Genomic DNA, 19,150 nt, shown 5'->3' with positions numbered 1-19,150 from the left:
TACGCGTTAAAGTTAATAATGGGTTTTCCATTACCAATAAAAATTAAGCTTTATTCTCGCTTTGTGCTTAATTTGCTATTGTGGTATTAAAAAATTCACACCATCTTTTATGAATCTCGACCTAAACGGAAGGCATGCTGTTGTTTGTGGGAGTACACAAGGCATAGGAAAGGCATCTGCCATAGAACTTGCTTCTCTGGGCGCTACAATTACCCTCATTGCCCGTGACGAAGCAAAGCTAAAAAATACCATACTTGGGTTACCTGCCAATAAAGGCCAGAAGCATGATTATCTGGTTGCAGACTTCAATTATCCGCAGCAATTACAGGAGAAAGTTTCTGCTTATGCGGCATCAAACACAGTTCATATTCTTGTAAATAATACAGGTGGCCCTCCTGGTGGGCCGGCTTTAAACGCTTCTTTGGACGAGTTTACCAAAGCTTTTGCAGCACATCTTCTGTGTAATCACATATTGGTACAAGCTTTTACAGCTGGTATGAAAAAAGAAATGTTTGGAAGAATAATAAACGTGATTTCAACCTCTGTAAAGATACCAATTAAAGGCCTCGGCGTATCCAATACCATTCGGGGCGCAGTTGCAAACTGGTCTAAAACCTTGTCATCAGAATTAGGTGCTTATAATATTACTGTAAATAATGTATTGCCTGGCGCCGCAATGACGGCCCGACTTGAATCGATAATCCGCGACCGTGCTCAAAAATCAGGAAAAACTATTGAAGAAGTTCAGCAAGAGATGGTGGCTGAAATCCCTTCCGGACGAATCGCTACCGCTCAGGAAATTGCTGCTGCTGTTGCTTTTCTGGCTACTCCCGCGGCCGCGTATATTAACGGTATAAACTTACCTGTTGACGGAGGTAGAACAGGAAGTTTGTAGATTGCAGGTTGTAAAATGAAAAACGTCTTTTTATTTCTTGTTCTGGCATGCTATTACACCCACGCGCAGCCGGTTATTATTCACGAAACTTTTGATAAGAACGTCTACGGTTGGTACGAAAAGGATTCTGAGCATCATAAGTTATTGATCCGCAACGGTAAATATTACCTAGAAGCACCTGAAGGTGGATGGATGACTTACTTCACGCCTTATATAGAAACCCAAAAAGATTTTTCTATACAGGCTACCTTTACGCAACTTGATGGGCTTGAAGACAATGGTATTGGCTTCGTTTGGGGATACGACGGAAAACAGTCAACAAATAGTTTTACTTTTACCAGTAATGGCAATTACAGGATATGGACAACCGATCCGCTCACAAAGTTGAAAGATGTTTGGCAGCAGACAAAACTCGTAAAGCCAAAAGGTGAGGATAATGTCCTGAAGTTGGAACAGAAGAAGGGTACGTTGTATTTCTATCTTAATGGAAAACTATTAACAACAACACCCGTGTTTCCCTGGTTTGGCAAGCACATAGGATTTGTTTGCTATACAAAGATGAAATTGCTTATTGATGATTTCATCTTTACTCATGATATTAAAATTAACAAGCCTGTCGAGTCCCTTGCTGCCTTGGAAAAGGAGAACATGGGGCATGCTATTAACACAATTTATGATGAGGTAAGTCCTAAAATCTCTGCTGATGGTAAAGTGCTTTACTTTGGTCGGAAACATAGCCCTCAAAATGTAGGTGGTGTCAACGACAAAGAAGATATATGGATGAGCGAGGCTACAGCAAATGGATGGACTAAAAGCGTAAACTTAGGACCACCACTAAATTCTCCAAGCACTAATAATTTACTTTCTGTAAGTATTGATAATAACACACTGTTATTTCACACAAGTTATGGCTTCGCATTGAAGCATCGAACTGATAATGGATGGTCGGCTCCTGAAGATCTTGGCATCAATTTTAAAAATGAGTCTCAGTTTTTGGAAGGATCGTTATCTGCTGATGGAAAAGCAATTGTTTTTGTAGCTAAACTTAAATCAAATGCTTACTACCGACAAGATAAAGATGAACGTGACATCTACGTTTGTCTGAAAAAGGAAAATGGTAAATGGACGTCTCCTATTCACACAGGAAAAATTATTAACAGCTCTGGTGACGAATATTCACCTTTCCTTTCAGCTGATGGACGAACGCTATATTTTGCAAGTAACGGAAGACCGGGTTATGGAGATGCAGATATATTTATGACAAAACGTATTTCTGATAAATGGAATCAATGGTCAGAGCCAGTTAACCTGGGATTAGGAATTAATACCGTAGGGTTTGATGCATATTATACGTTACCCGCTTCTGGTGAGTATGGATATATGGTAACGAATGTTAAGGGTTATGGCTTAGCAGATATTGTACGATTTAAAATTCCGCAGGACATAAAACCTGATCCTGTTGTATTAGTAACTGGAAGGGTATTAAATGCCAGAACGCAACTACCTTTAAGTGCACGGATCACCTTTGATGATCTTAAGACTTTAAAGGAGATTGGGGAAGCGCGATCAGATCCAAAAACCGGCGAGTATAGTATCGCATTGCCTTCAGGAAAAAGTTATGGATACCTTGCTGCTGCGGCAGGATACTTATCTGTAAACGAAAATCTTGAGTTGGTTCATCTCGAAGAGTATAGTGAATTGAAGAAAGACCTGTTGCTTGTTCCGATTGAGGTTGGCGAATCTATACAACTCAAAAATGTTTTCTTTGAAAAGAGTAAGCCCGATCTGTTACCCGAATCATTTCTTGAGTTGGATAGGTTGGTAGAGATTCTGAAAGAAAATAAAACAATGGAGATTCAGTTGGAAGGACATACTGATAGCGTTGGTGATACAGGAGCTAACTTGTTATTATCAAAACAAAGAGTTGATGCGGTAGAGAGGTACCTTGTGAAAAAAGGAATTGATGATAAAAGAATTACCGGTCAGGGATATGGAGGTTCAAGGCCGGTGGCACCCAGCGATACGGAAGAAAACCGACAACTGAACAGAAGGGTAGAGTTTAAAATTACAAGGAAGTAAAACCTTACTTAACTGCGCATGGAAAAGATTCAAAACTACATTAATGGTGAATTGGTACAATCCATATCAGGAGAATATCTTCAAAATATCAATCCTGCTACGGGTGAGGTGTATAGTCTCATACCCGATTCAAATGCTGATGATATTGCCGAGGCAACTTCCAGTGCGTTGCGCGCCTTTGCTGATTGGTCCTCCATGCCTGTTGAAAAAAGATCTGCGATCTTACTGCGAATTGCTGATCTCATAGATAGAGATATTGATAGGTTAGCACTTGCAGAAAGTATTGACAACGGAAAGCCTGTTACCCTCGCAAAAGCTGTTGATATTCCGCGTGCGTCTGCAAACATGCGCTTTTATGCTACGGGTGCAATACATGTCTCTACCGAGGCACACATCACAGGTATAGAAGCGATCAATTACACTTCTAAAACTCCAATAGGTGTAGCGGGGTGTATATCTCCCTGGAATCTTCCATTATATCTTTTTACCTGGAAAATAGCTCCGGCACTTGCCGCAGGTTGCACTGTGGTAGCAAAGCCATCAGAGCTTACACCTATGACTGCCTATTTATTTTCCAAGTTGTGTATAGAGGCAGGCCTTCCTCAAGGTGTTCTTAATATAGTACATGGTTTAGGGTCAAAGGCAGGTCAGGCAATTATTGAGCATCCTGATATTCATGCAATATCTTTTACAGGAGGAACAGTAACAGGAAAAAAGATTGCTGCAACTGCTGCGCCGATGTTTAAAAAGTTGTCGTTAGAGCTTGGCGGTAAAAATCCAAATATTGTTTTTGCTGACTGTGATTTTGAACAGGCGGTGACAACTTCTATTCTCTCATCTTTCTCCAACCAGGGAGAAATTTGTTTGTGCGGCTCACGAATTTTTGTTGAAGAAAGTATCTATCAGAAGTTTACTGATGAGTTTGTTAAACGAACACGCGCATTAACAATTGGCGATCCCTTACTCGAAAGTACAAAAGTGGGAGCTTTGGTTTCTGAGGCTCATATGAATAAAGTTCTCTTATATATATCACTCGCACAACAGGAGGGAGGTAACGTTATTACCGGTGGAAGAAGACTTCATCTGGATGGACGCTGTAGTAATGGTTTCTTTGTAGAGCCTACAATCATAACAGGTCTCACATGCGAATGCAGAACCAATCAGGAAGAAATTTTTGGTCCGGTTGTTACAATTACCCCTTTTAAATCGGAAGAGGAGGTTATTAGTTTTGCCAACAGCACGGCTTATGGTTTGTCTGCTACGCTTTGGACCGAAAATTTAAAGCGCGCCCATCGTGTTTCTTCAAAGCTAAAATCAGGAATCGTCTGGGTAAATTGTTGGCTGTTTCGCGACCTGCGAACTCCATTCGGTGGTATGAAGCAGTCGGGTATGGGACGCGAAGGTGGATGGGAAGCATTAGAGTTCTTTATGGAAACAAAAAACATATGTATCAAACTTTAAACACCATAACCTCCTAATCCTGCAAACACGTACAGGTTTTCTTTATTCATGGTAAAGCAACTCTTTGATATCAATCATATCTTTTTTACAGCAATGGGATATGATATGAGTTATATTGAATTCTTCGGTGTCTTCTTCGGGCTAATTGCTGTGTGGCTCTCTGCAAGAGCACATATCCTCAGCTGGCCCGTAGGAATAGTTAATGTAATCCTGGCCTTTGTATTATACTATCAAATTCAATTATATCCGGATATGTTCCTGCAAGTCTTCTTCTTCATTACAAATATCATTGGTTGGTGGAGATGGCTTAATCCCTCGTCGGAAGAAGAGGATAAAAAGAAACAATTGAAAGTCTCCTATATGGGTTGGAAACAGTTTCTGTTAGTCTTCACGGTATGCATAGCGGGTACTTTTATATTAGGATCATTGGCAAGTCAGCTACATCATTGGTTCGCAGAAGTTTTTCCCTTGCCGAGTGCTTATCCGTATATCGATTCATTTATTACTGTAATGAGCATCGCCACAACCTTCCTTATGATAGAAAAGAAAATTGAGTCTTGGGTAATCTGGATTATTGTTGATGTAGTTGCCACTATACTTTACTACGTTAAGGGTGTTAAGTTTTATAGCTTCGAGTATCTGGTATTTACGGCACTTGCAACATACGGACTCTATAATTGGATCAGGGAATATCGTACTTATAAATTGGCATGATCAGAGGATTAATTATCGGAAAGTTTATGCCCATTCACCTGGGCCACATCGCTTTAATAAGATTTGCTGCGGCGCAATGTAATGAAGTAATTGTGTCGATGAGCTATACGGATAAGGATAGTATTAATGCCGAACTGCGATTTTCCTGGATTAAAGAGATCTTTAAAAATGATATAAACATAAAGCCCGTTCTTATTGAAGATAATTTTGATGATGAGTCATTGCCTTTAGAAGAACGTACAAAGAAATGGGCATCTGTTATTGGTTCAAGGTATCCTAAGATTCACAAGATTTTTTCTTCAGAATCTTATGGCGAATCATTTGCACGTAATCTTGGCGCTACTCATGTTGCTTTCGATTATGATCGCAAGCAAATAGCGGTTTCAGCAACCTTAGTGAGAGACCATCCCTTTCAGTACTGGAACTATATCCCGGATGTTGTTCGTCCATACTTTGTAAAGAACATTTGCTTTTATGGTCCGGAGAGCACAGGGAAATCAACGATGTCAGTACGAATGGCTCAACTATATAATACGGAGTTCGTGCCTGAAGTGGCGCGTGAGCTTATTACTTCCAATGATTTTACTGTAGATGATATTATACGTATTGGATATGCGCAAACCGAACGGGTAAAAGAAAAGCGAAAGGTTGCCAATAAGATGCTTTTTTGCGATACCGATGTGATTACAACAGAAATATATTCGTATCACTACTTACGCATTATTCCTCCCGTGCTTTTCGATCTCGAAAAGGAGGTTGCTTACGATTATTACTTTCTTTTTAATACCGATACGCCGTGGGTAGCCGACCACATGAGAGATCTTGGAGAAAAACGTGTTGAAATGTATAATGTTTTCAAAGCTGAACTCGACAAAAGGAGAATACCGTACCCACTAGTAACAGGTAATTACGAAGAGAGAGAACAGTTTTTGCAACACGCCATAAACAAAATTCTATCTGCCTGAATTTGTTGGCAATTGTCCTTGTATAACTTTTAAAGCTCCGCAACTGCAATATTCTGCCTTAAGAAACCGTTGCGATCTTCAATTTTCAGGCCATTTTATGCTTCGAGAGTGTAATAAAGGAAAGTGAAATAAATAAAAGCAGCTTTTATTCTTCAATTGCGTATGGTGTTCGAATCACACATTCATACTCATTTTCATTGAATTCAGCATCAAATGCATCTTTTTTGATTTTAAACTGCATTACATCGCTGCTTTAATCTTTTACCACGGTAAATCGATCTTATGTAATTTTCCTTTATTAATGAGGAGCCCTCAGCCGGTCTAGTACCCCTATCTTTAATATCTCGTTACTAAACCTCACATTATGCGAAGACACATTTACAAAAATGTCTTTTGGCTCACAATTAATCTCATGCTCTTTGTAGTAGGCAGCAAAGTGTATGCACAGGAAAAACCAGCGGAAAAAAAGAAGGGTGTTGACATTATGATCACCCAGTCACCAAAAATTATGGTGAAAGTTGAAGCGGTTACAAACAATACCTGTTATGGTGAATCCAAAGGTGCCATCAATATTACACCTTACGGTGGTTTCCCTCCTTATAGATATGTATGGTCCAGTGGTGATACCACACAGGACGTTGCCGCACTAAAAGCGGGTATTTACAAGGTTGTTGTATCAGATAATCTTAGTTGTAGTGATACCATGTCGGTCACTATCACAGCCCCCGAAAAAATTAACGGTACGGTAGAGTCAGTAAGAGATATCTTATGTTACGGATATGACAACGGAGAGGTTGATATATCTGTAAAAGGTGGTAAGGCTCCTTATACCTATAATTGGAGTAACGGAGCTAAAACAGAAGACCTTAAAGGTGTAACCTCAGGAAGATACTCTGTTCTTATTACCGACTCATACGGATGTCAGGAGATTGTTCCTGCGGAGGTGCAGGAAAAGCCTTTGATAGTACGATGGGTAGATGATATCAAGAATATTAAATGTAGTGGAGATAGCTCAGGAAGTATTGATATTACGGTAAGCGGTGGTGTTCCTCCTTACACTTATAAATGGAGTAGTGGCGAGACAAGCGAAGACCTTAGAAGCTTGAAAGCAGGTAACTATGAAGTTGTTGTAAAGGATTCAAAGGGATGTACTGAAGTTTCATTGGCAAAAGTTGTAGAACCTGCACCCATTGCCATCGCTTTTGATGAAGTTAGAAACATGAGATGCTTTGGTGATCAAAGCGGAACTATTAACGTAAGTATACAAGGTGGTAAACCTCCTTATAAGTATTTATGGAATACAGGTGCAACCACGCAGGATATCGCCGGAATTGGTGAAGGTGAATATGTGGTAGAAGTAACAGATAATAACGCTTGTGTTAAGTCTGCTGCTACTAAAGTAACTGGTCCTCCGCTTCTCGCTGTGGATCTTGTTTCTTTACAAAACGTTAAGTTCAACGGAGGCTCAACAGGCTCTGTCAATATTGCTGTAAAAGGTGGAGTTCCACCTTATAAATACAGATGGAGTAACGGAAGTGAAACTCCTAATATTTCGAATCTAGCTGCTGGTGGTTATTCAGTTCGTGTTACAGATGCTACTGGTTGCGCAAAGATCATGTCTGTAAGTGTTACGCAACCATCACCGCTCGTTGTTCAACTTGAAAATGTAAGAAACATCACTTGTAACGGTGAAAAAACTGGTGAAATCAATATCTCGGTCGCGGGTGGTGTTGCTCCTTATACATTTACATGGACAAACGGCGTAACAATTGAAGACCTTAATAATATTGGGGCAGGTAAATACGGCGTTACAGTTACAGATGCAAATGGATATTCACAAAAGGTAGAAGCTGAAATTACAGAGCCTCCTGCCTTAAAGGTAAAGCTTGAAAATACTACCAACATTCTTTGTAATGGATACACTACTGGTGTAATTGATGTAAAAACTGAAGGCGGTGTTCAACCTTACAGATATAGATGGAATAACGGAAGTGTTACCCAGGATTTAGTAAACATTCCTGCAGGTGAATATCTTTTGAAAGTAACTGATGCAAACTACTGTGAACAAAACATAAGCACAGTTATAACAGAACCTGAACCATTAAAGCTGGCCTTCGAAAGCATTACTCATATTAACTGTAATGGAGCAAATACAGGTCAGATAAATGTAAACGTCGCTGGGGGTATCGCACCTTACCAATACAAATGGAACAACGGCGCGGTTACCGAAGACCTTAAGGATATCAAAGCCGGAGATTACAATATCAATGTTATAGATAGCAAAGGATGTGCACAGCAAATTTCTACTGTAGTTGCCGAGCCTCCTGTACTTCTTGTTAAAGAAGATCTTGTTACTCATGTTGATTGTAATGGTAACAGCTCAGGTTCGATTAGTCTTAATGTCATTGGCGGTGTTACACCTTACCAGTTTGCCTGGAATACAGGTAGCACAACTAAGAATATCTCCAACCTTAAAGCAGGTGCATACAACATGAAAGTGACTGATGCCAAAGGTTGCGTGAGCACATTTACTCAAAATATTCGTCAACCTGAACCGCTTGTGAAGAAGGTAGAAGGAGTAAAGGATATTTTATGTTTTGGTGATGCCAAAGGTTCAATCAATATTAGTGTATCTGGTGGTGTCGTTCCTTATAAGTACCGTTGGAGCAATGGTGCCATTACACAGGATATTATTGATATCAAGGCAGGAAAGTATTCAGTGTTAATTGCTGACGCAAATGGATGTTCTGATTCCTTGAGTGCAACGGTAGTTCAAAATACACTACTTACGCCAACTGTAAGTGTTGTTAACATCAACTGTTTCGGAGAAAAAACTGGTGCTGTTAACCTTGCTGTTCAGGGTGGTGTTGCTCCTTATACTTTCAAATGGAATAACGGACAGGTAACGCAAAACATCACAGGTCTTACAGCAGGAAAATACGCTGGTATTATAACTGACTCAAAAGGATGTTTTAAGAATGTTGATGCATACATAACAGAACCTTCTAAATTCGTTGCAAGTCTTGAAAACGATAAAGGGATCAGCTGTTTCGGAGAATCTACAGGTTTTATAAATGTTCGCGTGTCTGGTGGAACAACACCTTACAAGTTTAAGTGGAACCATGGTGATTCAACACAGAATATTTCGAAACTCCCTGCAGGTACCTATGTGCTTACTGCAAAGGATGCAAAGGGATGTCAGCAGAGAGTAGAAACTACACTTACACAGCCTTCTAAAATTGAACACGCTGTTAAAGGTGTAACACATGTAATGTGTAATGGCAATAACACTGGTGCAATAGATATCGTAGTTGCAGGTGGTGTTGGCCCTTATAGTTATAAATGGAGCAATGGCGCTACTACACAGGATATCGACGGCGTACCTTCAGGTAAGTACAATGTGACATTAACAGATGCAAATGGATGTGCGAAGGCGCTTGATGCCGAGATAACGCAACCGCCGCTTCTTACAGTAAAATTGGATACAACAGTTAATATCTTGTGTAATGGAGACCGCAAAGGGTCTATTAAGCTTGATGTATCAGGTGGAGTGCTCCCTTATAAATATAGCTGGAGTAATGGTGCTGTTACAAAAGATATTTCCGATCTGCCAGCAGGCAGCTACTCAGTTCTGGTAACAGATGCAAAAGGATGTCTCAAGACAATGAGCGTTACGTTGGCTCAGCCCCCAGCATTGGTAGCTACTTTGGCAAGTGTTAAAAATATAAGCTGTAATGGAGATAAAGTAGGGGCTGTTTCAATTGATGTAGTAGGGGGTGTAAAACCTTATACTTTCAAATGGAGCAACGGAAGCACATCTCAAAATCTTACAAACATTGCTGCCGGAACATACACTGTTGAAATCGTTGATAAAAACGGATGTAGACAAAGTCTTGCTGCAACGGTTACACAACCTTCTAAGCTTGTTGTATCCGTGGCAAGCGTTAAGAATGTCTCATGCTTTAACGGAAAAGATGGGTCTATTGATATCATAGCAAACGGAGGAACAACCCCTTATCAATATGCATGGAGTAACCGTGCAACTACGCAGGATATCACAGGTGTAGAAGCAGGCACATATTCACTTACTATTAAAGATGCAAATGGATGTAGCGATTCTACAGTTTATGCTACAATCAAGCAACCTCAGTTATTGGAAGCCAGTGTCCTGAAAGTAGTTGATGTACTTAAGCATGGCGAAAAAACAGGATCAATTGATCTGAATATTGCTGGTGGTGTTGCTCCTTATACATATAGCTGGAGTAATGGCGCAGTCACACAAAACGTGAAGGCCCTTCCGGCAGGTAACTATTCGGTTATAGTTAAAGATGCGAATTCCTGCGAAAAGATAATCAGCACATTAATTAAACAACCACCTGCGCTTGCTGTTACAATAGAATCTGTTAAGGATATTAAATGTAACGGTGATAATAACGGTGCAATTACGTTAAACGTAACTGGTGGTGCTCCTCCATATAAGTATGCTTGGAGTAATGGGGATTCAACTAAAAATCTTGCGAACGTTACAGCAGGAGATTATACAGTAAAAGTTTCCGATGTCCATGGATATTACCAGACGCTTACTGCTAAAATCGTTCAGCCTTCTAAGCTTGTTGGTAAGATCGACATGATTAAGAATGTCTCTTGTTTCAGCGATAACTCAGGCGCAGTAAACATTACAATGACAGGCGGTGAAGCTCCTTATAAATTCAACTGGAACTCAGGACAAACTACCGAGGATCTTGTAAATGTTCCTGCTGCAGATTACACGCTTACAGTTACAGATGCCATCGGTTGTAAAAGCGTAATCCAGGCAAGCGTAACACAGCCTTCTGATTTTACTGCAATAGTATCTGAAGTAAAGAATATCAATTGTAAAGGCGAAGATAAGGGCGAGATTTACCTCGACGTAAAAGGTGGAGTAACGCCTTATAATTACTACTGGAGTAATGGTGCAAGAACAAAAGATATCACCAAGGCTATTGCAGGACAATATTCAGTAAAAGTTGTTGATAACAACGGTTGTACAAATACAGTAACAGCTTCTATTACTGAGCCTTCTTTACTTGTTGCAAAACTTGGTGCAGTTACAGATAACTTGTGTAATGGCGAAAGAAAAGGCTCGATCAACATAGATGTAGCTGGTGGAACTCTCCCGTACAAATACAAATGGAGTAACGGTGATAGCACAAAAAATCTTACGGCTATCCCTAAAGGTGAATACACGGTAACGGTAATTGATGCTAAACAATGTATGCAGAAACTTACCGCAGTTATTAACGAACCGCAGTTGTTGTCTGTTGTGATGAAAGACCATCAGGATGTTGCTTGTTATGATAATAAGACGGGTAGGGTAAATGTAGAAGTGAACGGTGGTACTAAGCCGTACTCATTCGCTTGGTCTAACGGTGCTAAAACACAAAACCTTTTGGATGTTGTTGCTGGTGAGTATCAGCTTACTGTAAAGGATGCGAAAGGATGTAGTAATGTTCTTGTTGCTAAAATTCAACAGCCAGAACAGTTAACAATCAGGTTGGATACCGTACGAAATATTTTGTGTAACGGCGATAGCAAAGGACTGGTAGACGTTTCAGTAACAGGTGGTGTTCTTCCTTATACTTACACCTGGAGCAACGGGGCACACACAGAAGATCTTACCAACGTACTCGCTGGTAACTACTCGATCCTTGTGAAAGATGCAAAAGGTTGTACCAAGTCGCTTACAACAGCTATTCAGGAACCTGCTAAGCTCACTGCTAAAGTTGATCCGATCACACATATTAAATGTGCTGGTGAAGAAACAGGACTGGCAACCATTACAGCACAAGGTGGTGTTGCTCCTTACAAATACTTATGGAACAACGGCGTAACATCCGCTAAGCTTGAAAATACAAAGGCAGGTGAATATATCGCTACGATTACTGATGCAAACGGCTGTAACACAACACAAGCTGTTGTAATTACTGAACCTGCTAAGTTGATTAAGACCATTGATGCGATTACAAACATTCAATGTTTTGGTGAAAACACCGGTTCAATCCAGGTAACAGTTAGAGAAGGCATAGCGCCTTACACATTCAAATGGAACAATGGTGAATCAACTGAAGATATCAGGAATCTTGTTGCTGGTAACTATAAGCTTACCATTACAGAAGGTAATGGCTGTAAAAGCGTACTCGAGGCTGTCATAGAAGAGCCAACGAAGTTTATTGCAGCTGTAGATAAAGTAACTGATGTATTGTGCTATGGTAACAAAACGGGTGCGATAGAAATATCAGTTTCTGGTGGTGTCGAGCCTCACACATTTGCATGGAGTAATGGAAGCAAAACTGAAGACCTGAGCGATATCGGTGCAGATAGTTATTCAGTGGTTGTATCGGATGGTAACGGTTGTAAGAAAACACTTTACACTGAAATCAAAGAACCTACAAATCTTGCGCTTAGAATTGACTCTGTGAAGAACGTTAAATGTTGTGGTGATAGGAGCGGTGCTATCTTTATCACAGTTGAAGGTGGTGTAAAACCTTACAGGTATAACTGGAGCCACGGTGCTACAACGGAAGACATACAAAACCTTGAGTTAGGTGTTTATACAGTAAACGTAACCGATGCTAATGGTTGTATGATCTCTTCAATTGATGATATGACCTTGTACGAACAAGTGGTATCTAAAGGTAAGTTCACAACACGCGATATCTTATTCGATGTAGGTAAAGCTACCATCAAGCCTGAATCGTTCAATACGATCAATAGAATTGCGTCGTTCATGAAAGAACATCCGGATATTACTTTCAGAATTGAAGGCCACACCGATAGCGATGGTTCAGATGATTCTAACCAGAAGCTTTCAGAAGACAGATCTATCGCTATTCGTTTAGCATTGATTAAGTTCGGTATCCGCGAAAACAGATTGCAGGCTAAAGGCTGGGGAGAAGCAAAACCTATCGCAACCAACTTAACTGCTGAAGGTAAAGCGCTTAACCGAAGAGTTGAATTCGTTTCACTTACAGGTACTAACGATGGTAACCTGATGTACAACGAGCTCAATAAAATGACAGCGAATGAATAAAGGGTAATGGGTAATAATTGGGAAGTCATATCCGAAAGGGTATGACTTTCTTTTTTTTACTGACACTTACATTCTCTAGGACTTACTTTCTGTAGTCAGTCGTCAAGCTCCAATTCCATACCAATCTTCTTGCGCACTACATTCCCTGCGTAATCAATTACTTCAATCACAACCTTATCCATCATCTCTCTAAAAACACTAAAGGTATAAGTCCATTCATCCCGTGTTGCCGTTGTCTCTTTTGTTTCCAGTACTTCGCCATTTTTCCCTAAAGCATGAACGCGAATTGCTTTATTGTCGAAATCCTTTTTATCGGCTTTAACACGAACCGTTACAAGGGATTGATCGGTACTTACCTCTGCTTCTTTGAGCTGAGGCTTACGCATGTACTCGGTAATTGCAGCGGTATAAGCATTGGGTAGGTTCATTTCCTTCGCCATTTTCCAGTAATACGCTTTTCTGTCCGCATCTAGCATCATTGCTTGGGCAAACTTAGTAGCCATCCTAAAACGCAACCGGTTATCACGTTGAAGCGCACTTTGCTTGGTCGTTGGCTTACCACGCCGGGCAACTATAGTTTTACCTCTTAACTGCTTAAAAATAAACTTGTTTCCAAATCTTCCGCTTAAACCGGAGGTAAGGTCATTTTCAATAACAAGTGCCATAGGGTTATACTTTTTTTAAATAAATGTAGGGTGGGGTTTGACAAATAGTGTCAATTTGAAAAATGTTCGACCTCACTTTGAGGTACCGTATCACCGCAACAAGCGCAGCACGAGTGGAAAATGAGTGCAGAAGGCATTAAATCACAACCTGCAAGGGTATAGTAAAACCTATAAAACAAAACAACCCTGCAGTTCGGCAGGGTTGTTCGATAATTCAGTAAAATAGTTTATTCAGCTCAGGCTTTGCCCGCCTTATAACCTTTGGTAGCAAAATAAAAGATAAACAGATAACAAGGTACCATTATCCAGTAGGCCTGTTGTGCATTCCATGCGTCAGATAAACTTCCATATAACAAGGGAAGTATAGCACCTCCCGCTATAGCCATCACCAATAACCCAGATCCTATCTTAGTAAACTTGCCAAGCCCATCCAGTGCCAATGGCCATACCGCAGGCCAGATAAGCGAATTAGATAATCCAAGCAAAGCAATGAAGGCAACTGATAATCCGCCTGATGTAACAATGGCAAGAACGGTAAAAATAGCTCCTGAAATAGCGCATAATTTTAGGGCCGTTGCCTGTGTCATGTATTTAGGGATCAGGATAATTCCAACAACATAACCAACTAACATGCAGCCAAGGGTTGCCTGCGAGAAGAAACGCGCGGTACTTAGCTCTATTCCTATAGATTTGCCATAACTGATAATAGTATCTCCTGCCATTACTTCAACACCTACATATACAAACAGGGCAATAACACCTAGAATCAAATGAGGGAATTGAAGTACGCTGCTTTTACCCATAGGTGACTTATTCCCATCCTTAGTATCATCGCCACTATCATCAATGTCCGGTAGTGATGATAACATAATGGCTATAGCCAGGAATACAAGCACTGCTGTAATGATGTAGTAAGGAACAATCACCCGGCTTGCCAATTCATTTAGTGTAGCCTCTTTTGTTGATGCATCCATCGTAAGAAGTCTTTGCTCCAATACATCTGCATCTTTCAGTGCAATATACCCGAAGATAAGACCAGCAAGTATGCCAGCAATCTTATTACAGATCCCCATAATACTAATGCGGCTTGCAGCACTTTCAATAGGGCCTATAATCGTCACATAAGGGTTAGATGCTGTTTGAAGTAACGCAAGACCTGTTCCTATAATAAACAAACCCACGAGGAACAGATTGTAATTTCTTGATTGCGCCGCCGGAACGAACAGTATCGCTCCTACTGCCATTACAATTAACCCAATCGCCATTCCTCTTTTATATCCTGTAAGATTAAGAACATAGGATGATGGAATAGCCATCACCGCATAAGCGATGAAAAAAGCGGTAGCAACTAAGTACGATTGAAAATTGGTCTCAAGCTGACAAGCAATTTTTAAGTAGGGGATCAATGTCCCGTTTACCCATGTTACAAATCCAAAGATGAAAAATAGTGCTCCGATAATGATCATCGGCACCAGGTACTGTTTTCTTGAGTCAGTCATTACTTCTCAGTGAGGTTTAGTTTATTTATGTGCGGTATACACACTGTCAATTTAATCTTATTTTTGGGCCCAATTTTATTCATTAATGTCGCGATAAACATTAAAGAATGAGCCTAAATCCCGGTTCTTTTTTAGTGTTTGCGCAAACACTTACGGAAAAATAAAGAAAAGACAATGGACACACCAAATCGCACACAAAAAAATCTGACACTTTTAGTATTAGCAGCAGGTATTGGAAGCCGTTATGGAGGTATTAAACAAATCGATGGATTCGGTCCCAACGGAGAAACAATAATGGATTATTCCCTCTTTGATGCTGTAAGAGCTGGTTTTACTAAAGTTGTCTTTATTGTTCGCGATGAAATTCTTGAGGTGGTAAAAGAAAAATTTGAGCCTAAGCTAAAGGGAAAACTTCAGGTAGAATTCGTCATTCAGTCTTTAGATAAACTCATCCCTAAAGAGTACCAAAATGCTGAAAGGGTAAAACCGTACGGAACAGGTCATGCAGTATTGTGTGCCCGTGAGGTTATCAACGAGCCTTTCGTGGTTATTAACGCAGACGACTTCTATGGAAAGGACTCATTTGCTTCTGTTGCAAACTTCTTTGCCAATGAAACATCAGGTGCTCACGCCATGGTTGGATATACTTTAAAGAATGTATTGTCAGAGCATGGTAGCGTATCAAGAGGAGTAGGTGAAAAAGATGATCAGGGATTTTTAAAATCAGTAGTGGAAAGAACAACCATTGTTAAAGAAAACGGAAAGATCATCGCCAAAGAAAAAGACGGAGACCTTGAACTTAGCCCTGATGCTCCTACTTCGATGAACTTCTGGGGCTTTCATCCTTCTATGTTCGAGTTGTCAGCAAAAATGTTTAATGAGTTCCTGAAGAATAATCACAACAACATTAAAGCTGAATTCTATATTCCGCTTATCGCGAATGAAATGATTGCAAAGAATCAGGGTAAAATCAAAGTTCTTGGCGGAGGCAATATCTGGTTCGGCGTTACTTATAAAGAAGATAAGGAAGAGGTTTCTTCAAAGATTAAAGCTTTAATAGCCAAAGGAGAATATCCTGAAAAACTCTGGGTTTAATCCTTGCGGGATTTTAGAGTAGTGTCACGCTACTGATACTGCTTTTATTTTCTATTTTGCTTTGGTGAATGGGTTTACATCTCTAAATAATATTGACATGAAGCTTCTGATTCTTATCGCTGCCGTTCTTACATCACTATCTGCCGTTGCACAGGTTAAATCTTCTGACCTCGTTGGCGCCTGGAAGTCGCAAAGCAATAATCAAACTTCCGTTGCAATATGTTCTGATAAATTCTTCTCTGTTGCAGTCTATACCAACAGTGAATTCATCGGCACTTACGGCGGAAAGTACACTGCGGCTGGCCAAAACATAACCTTGAATTTCGAGTTCCATACTTTGAACCCGGAAATGATTACTCAGCAAGTTGAAGTAGCCGCTGAAATCAAAAATGGTAAACTGGTGTTGACACAGGAAGGTACTGAATGGACCAGATTAGATGATGGAAAGCCTGGTAAACTAGCTGGTGCCTGGCTAATAACAGGGAGAATGCAGGGTAATACGATGTCTGAAATGACACCCGGTGCCAGACGCACGATGAAGATTCTTTCCGGTACAAGATTTCAATGGATCGCATACAATGTCGATACAAAGGAATTCTTTGGTACCGGAGGTGGTTCTTATACAACCGAAAAAGGAAAGTATACAGAGAATATTGAATTCTTTTCTAGAGATAACAGCAGGGTTGGTAAAAGTCTTTCTTTTGATTTCAACCTGGAAAACCAGCAGTGGCATCACAAAGGGTTAAGCAGTAAAGGTGAACCCATCAACGAAGTTTGGAGTAAGCGCGAAAACATTGGACTTTAACGTTAAGCAACGATACACTCAATTTATTAAAGAAAAAGCGAAGGAGCTCGGGTTCTCATTCTGCGGCATTGCCAAAGCCGAATTTCTTAGTGAAGAAGCACCACGTCTTGATGAATGGCTTAAACGAAATTACCAGGGGAAGATGCAATACCTGGAAAACCACTTTGATAAACGTTTAGACCCTACGTTACTTGTACCAGGAGCTAAATCAGTAGTAAGCCTCATCTACAATTACTATCCTGAAAAGGATCTCAGTCAACAGACTGAGTTAAAGGTTGCCAAGTATGCCTACGGTGAAGATTATCACTTTGTGATTAAAGACAAGCTTAAAACTTTTCTTTCTCTCATCCAGCAGGAAATAGGTGAAGTAGGTGGTCGGGCGTTTGTTGACTCAGCTCCTGTAATGGAAAGGGCTTGGGCAAAAAGGTCAGGGTTAGGTTGGATTGGAAAAAACAGTTTGCTCTTGAATAAAGAACATGGCAGCTTTTTCTTTCTTGCAGAGCTAATCATAGATCTTGAGCTCGAATACGATGGTCCGGTAAAAGATTACTGCGGTACATGCACTGCCTGCATAGATGCCTGCCCTACTGATGCCATAGTCGATGCCCACGTTGTAGATGGAAGCAAATGCATCAGTTATTTTACCATCGAACTAAAGGAAGAATTACCCACTGACGTCAAAGGAAAGTTCGAGAACTGGATCTTCGGCTGCGATATCTGCCAGGATGTTTGCCCTTGGAATCGCTTCTCTAAACCACACAACGAAGACAAGTTCAATCCTAATCCCTTACTCGAAACCATGAGTAAGAATGAATGGATTGAACTGACTGAAGAAGTGTTTCAAAACATCTTCAGACACTCCGCCGTCAAAAGAACAAAGTTCGAGGGGTTGAAAAGAAATATCAGGTTTGTTATAGATCAGGGTGCTTGTGCTACCTGATCATCACAATCGCTTCATTCGCTATTTTCTGATTGTACTCAAAGGCAAGCTTTTGATAATTAACCAGGTCTACGATGGTGCCAATCAAACATAGTCCTGCAGTAAAGATGTATAGAATTCCCATCCCGATATGGTTAATAATGAAGCGGTGTACACCTGCAAGACCTACAAATCCAAGTAAGGCGGTAACAAGAATAAGCATAGGCTCTCTTCTTCTAGCCCTGTAAATTGAAGCAAAGGTTCTGGCCTTTTCCTCATCAAAATCCTTAATTAGGTGTTGAACGTAAGCCATTTCTTCACCTGTTATTTCTGGCATTACATCAATTACGCGAGCCATAAGTTTTAAAATGGTTTTTTGTTAAAATAAATATCCTGAAAATTAAAATAATCACAGCAAACATTCCTAACGGATGCATAGTAATTGACTCCTTAATCTCGCCGTGAAATAAAAGTGAAATAGATCTTCCCAACCCGCACCCCGGGCACCAATCGATGCCTGCAAATGCTAACGGACATATTGTAAAGTGAGTACCACTTGAGCAGTCATAAAACGCCAACGCCACCAAAGCAAGCACCCAGCAAAAGCCTTCCATCGGATACGACACAACTAACTTAAGAGATTTGATAGGGACCACTTTTGCTCTGAATTTATGGTAAGGTATTAAATAAAAAACCCCGAACTACGTCGGGGCTGATAATACAAATTTTTAACTCGAATTAAGCTACAGTAAAACAGCGATTCAGAATCGCTTCATAACGATCCCCAAATCTGGTATAGCACCAGTTTTTGAGTTCACTGATCTCATCGGCTATTAAAACCCGAATAGCCTTTCTTAGCTCTTTCTCAAATAAGAGAGCGTCAAAACTCACTTTGGTGAGCACAGTTTTGACATAATTTAACATAGCGGTAATCAATTGCTTTTTTGAATTAGTTTAAAAAATAAGCTAACGACTGTTAAATTA

General features: G+C 40.3%; 13 protein-coding genes. 9 read left to right on the top strand and 4 right to left on the bottom strand.

All coding sequences use genetic code 11. The features are described 5' to 3' along the window. Positions 1-109 precede the first annotated feature (109 nt). The 6 genes from KK060_RS06850 to KK060_RS06825 all read left to right on the top strand — a co-directional run bounded on the left by KK060_RS06850 (position 110) and on the right by KK060_RS06825 (position 13,183). Positions 110-895: an SDR family oxidoreductase gene (locus tag KK060_RS06850; protein WP_254152963.1), complete on the top strand. Its 786-nt coding sequence runs from the start codon at positions 110-112 to the stop codon at positions 893-895. A gap of 15 nt (positions 896-910) precedes the next feature. Beyond that, the gene (locus KK060_RS06845; RefSeq protein WP_254152962.1) at positions 911-2,974 is read left to right on the top strand and encodes an OmpA family protein; all 2,064 of its coding nucleotides are present in this window, start codon (positions 911-913) and stop codon (positions 2,972-2,974) included. A gap of 18 nt (positions 2,975-2,992) precedes the next feature. Then, positions 2,993-4,435, top strand: a complete 1,443-nt coding sequence (locus KK060_RS06840) for an aldehyde dehydrogenase (RefSeq protein ID WP_254152961.1) — start codon at positions 2,993-2,995, stop codon at positions 4,433-4,435. 48 nt (positions 4,436-4,483) lie between these two features. After that, on the top strand, positions 4,484-5,149 hold the full coding sequence (pnuC, locus tag KK060_RS06835) for a nicotinamide riboside transporter PnuC (protein ID WP_254152960.1): 666 nt from the start codon (positions 4,484-4,486) through the stop codon (positions 5,147-5,149). Further along, complete coding sequence (locus tag KK060_RS06830) at positions 5,146-6,114, top strand: AAA family ATPase (protein WP_254152959.1); 969 nt, start codon at positions 5,146-5,148, stop codon at positions 6,112-6,114. The genes pnuC and KK060_RS06830 overlap by 4 nt, the downstream gene beginning before the upstream one ends. A 364-nt stretch (positions 6,115-6,478) precedes the next feature. Continuing rightward, positions 6,479-13,183: an OmpA family protein gene (locus tag KK060_RS06825; RefSeq protein WP_254152958.1), complete on the top strand. Its 6,705-nt coding sequence runs from the start codon at positions 6,479-6,481 to the stop codon at positions 13,181-13,183. 95 nt (positions 13,184-13,278) lie between these two features. On the opposite strand, the gene KK060_RS06820 is transcribed toward KK060_RS06825, so the two are convergent. After that, positions 13,279-13,848, bottom strand: coding sequence for a hypothetical protein (locus tag KK060_RS06820; RefSeq protein ID WP_254152957.1), 570 nt, complete (start codon positions 13,846-13,848; stop codon positions 13,279-13,281). A gap of 236 nt (positions 13,849-14,084) precedes the next feature. Beyond that, complete coding sequence (locus KK060_RS06815; RefSeq protein WP_254152956.1) at positions 14,085-15,347, bottom strand: sugar MFS transporter; 1,263 nt, start codon at positions 15,345-15,347, stop codon at positions 14,085-14,087. Positions 15,348-15,521: 174 nt separating this feature from the next. Here KK060_RS06815 and KK060_RS06810 point away from each other — a divergent pair, with 174 nt between their 5' ends. From KK060_RS06810 to queG, 3 genes are all read left to right on the top strand, one after another. After that, entirely contained in the window at positions 15,522-16,442 is a 921-nt protein-coding gene (locus tag KK060_RS06810) for a nucleotidyltransferase family protein (protein ID WP_254152955.1), read from the top strand. A 97-nt stretch (positions 16,443-16,539) separates the two neighbouring features. Further along, entirely contained in the window at positions 16,540-17,247 is a 708-nt protein-coding gene (locus KK060_RS06805; protein ID WP_254152954.1) for a membrane or secreted protein, read from the top strand. After that, positions 17,237-18,187: a tRNA epoxyqueuosine(34) reductase QueG gene (gene queG, locus KK060_RS06800; protein WP_302180022.1), complete on the top strand. Its 951-nt coding sequence runs from the start codon at positions 17,237-17,239 to the stop codon at positions 18,185-18,187. The genes KK060_RS06805 and queG overlap by 11 nt, the downstream gene beginning before the upstream one ends. On the opposite strand, the gene KK060_RS06795 is transcribed toward queG, so the two are convergent. Next, on the bottom strand, positions 18,180-18,524 hold the full coding sequence (locus KK060_RS06795) for a TM2 domain-containing protein (protein ID WP_254152952.1): 345 nt from the start codon (positions 18,522-18,524) through the stop codon (positions 18,180-18,182). The genes queG and KK060_RS06795 overlap by 8 nt on opposite strands. Next, positions 18,508-18,780: a DUF2752 domain-containing protein gene (locus tag KK060_RS06790; protein WP_254152995.1), complete on the bottom strand. Its 273-nt coding sequence runs from the start codon at positions 18,778-18,780 to the stop codon at positions 18,508-18,510. The genes KK060_RS06795 and KK060_RS06790 overlap by 17 nt, the downstream gene beginning before the upstream one ends. Between the last annotated feature and the right edge of the window lie 370 nt (positions 18,781-19,150).

It is taken from the genome of Chryseosolibacter indicum, from assembly GCF_018598585.1.
Classification (GTDB): domain Bacteria; phylum Bacteroidota; class Bacteroidia; order Cytophagales; family Cyclobacteriaceae; genus Chryseosolibacter; species Chryseosolibacter indicus.
This window is presented reverse-complemented; position numbering and strand designations above follow the sequence as displayed.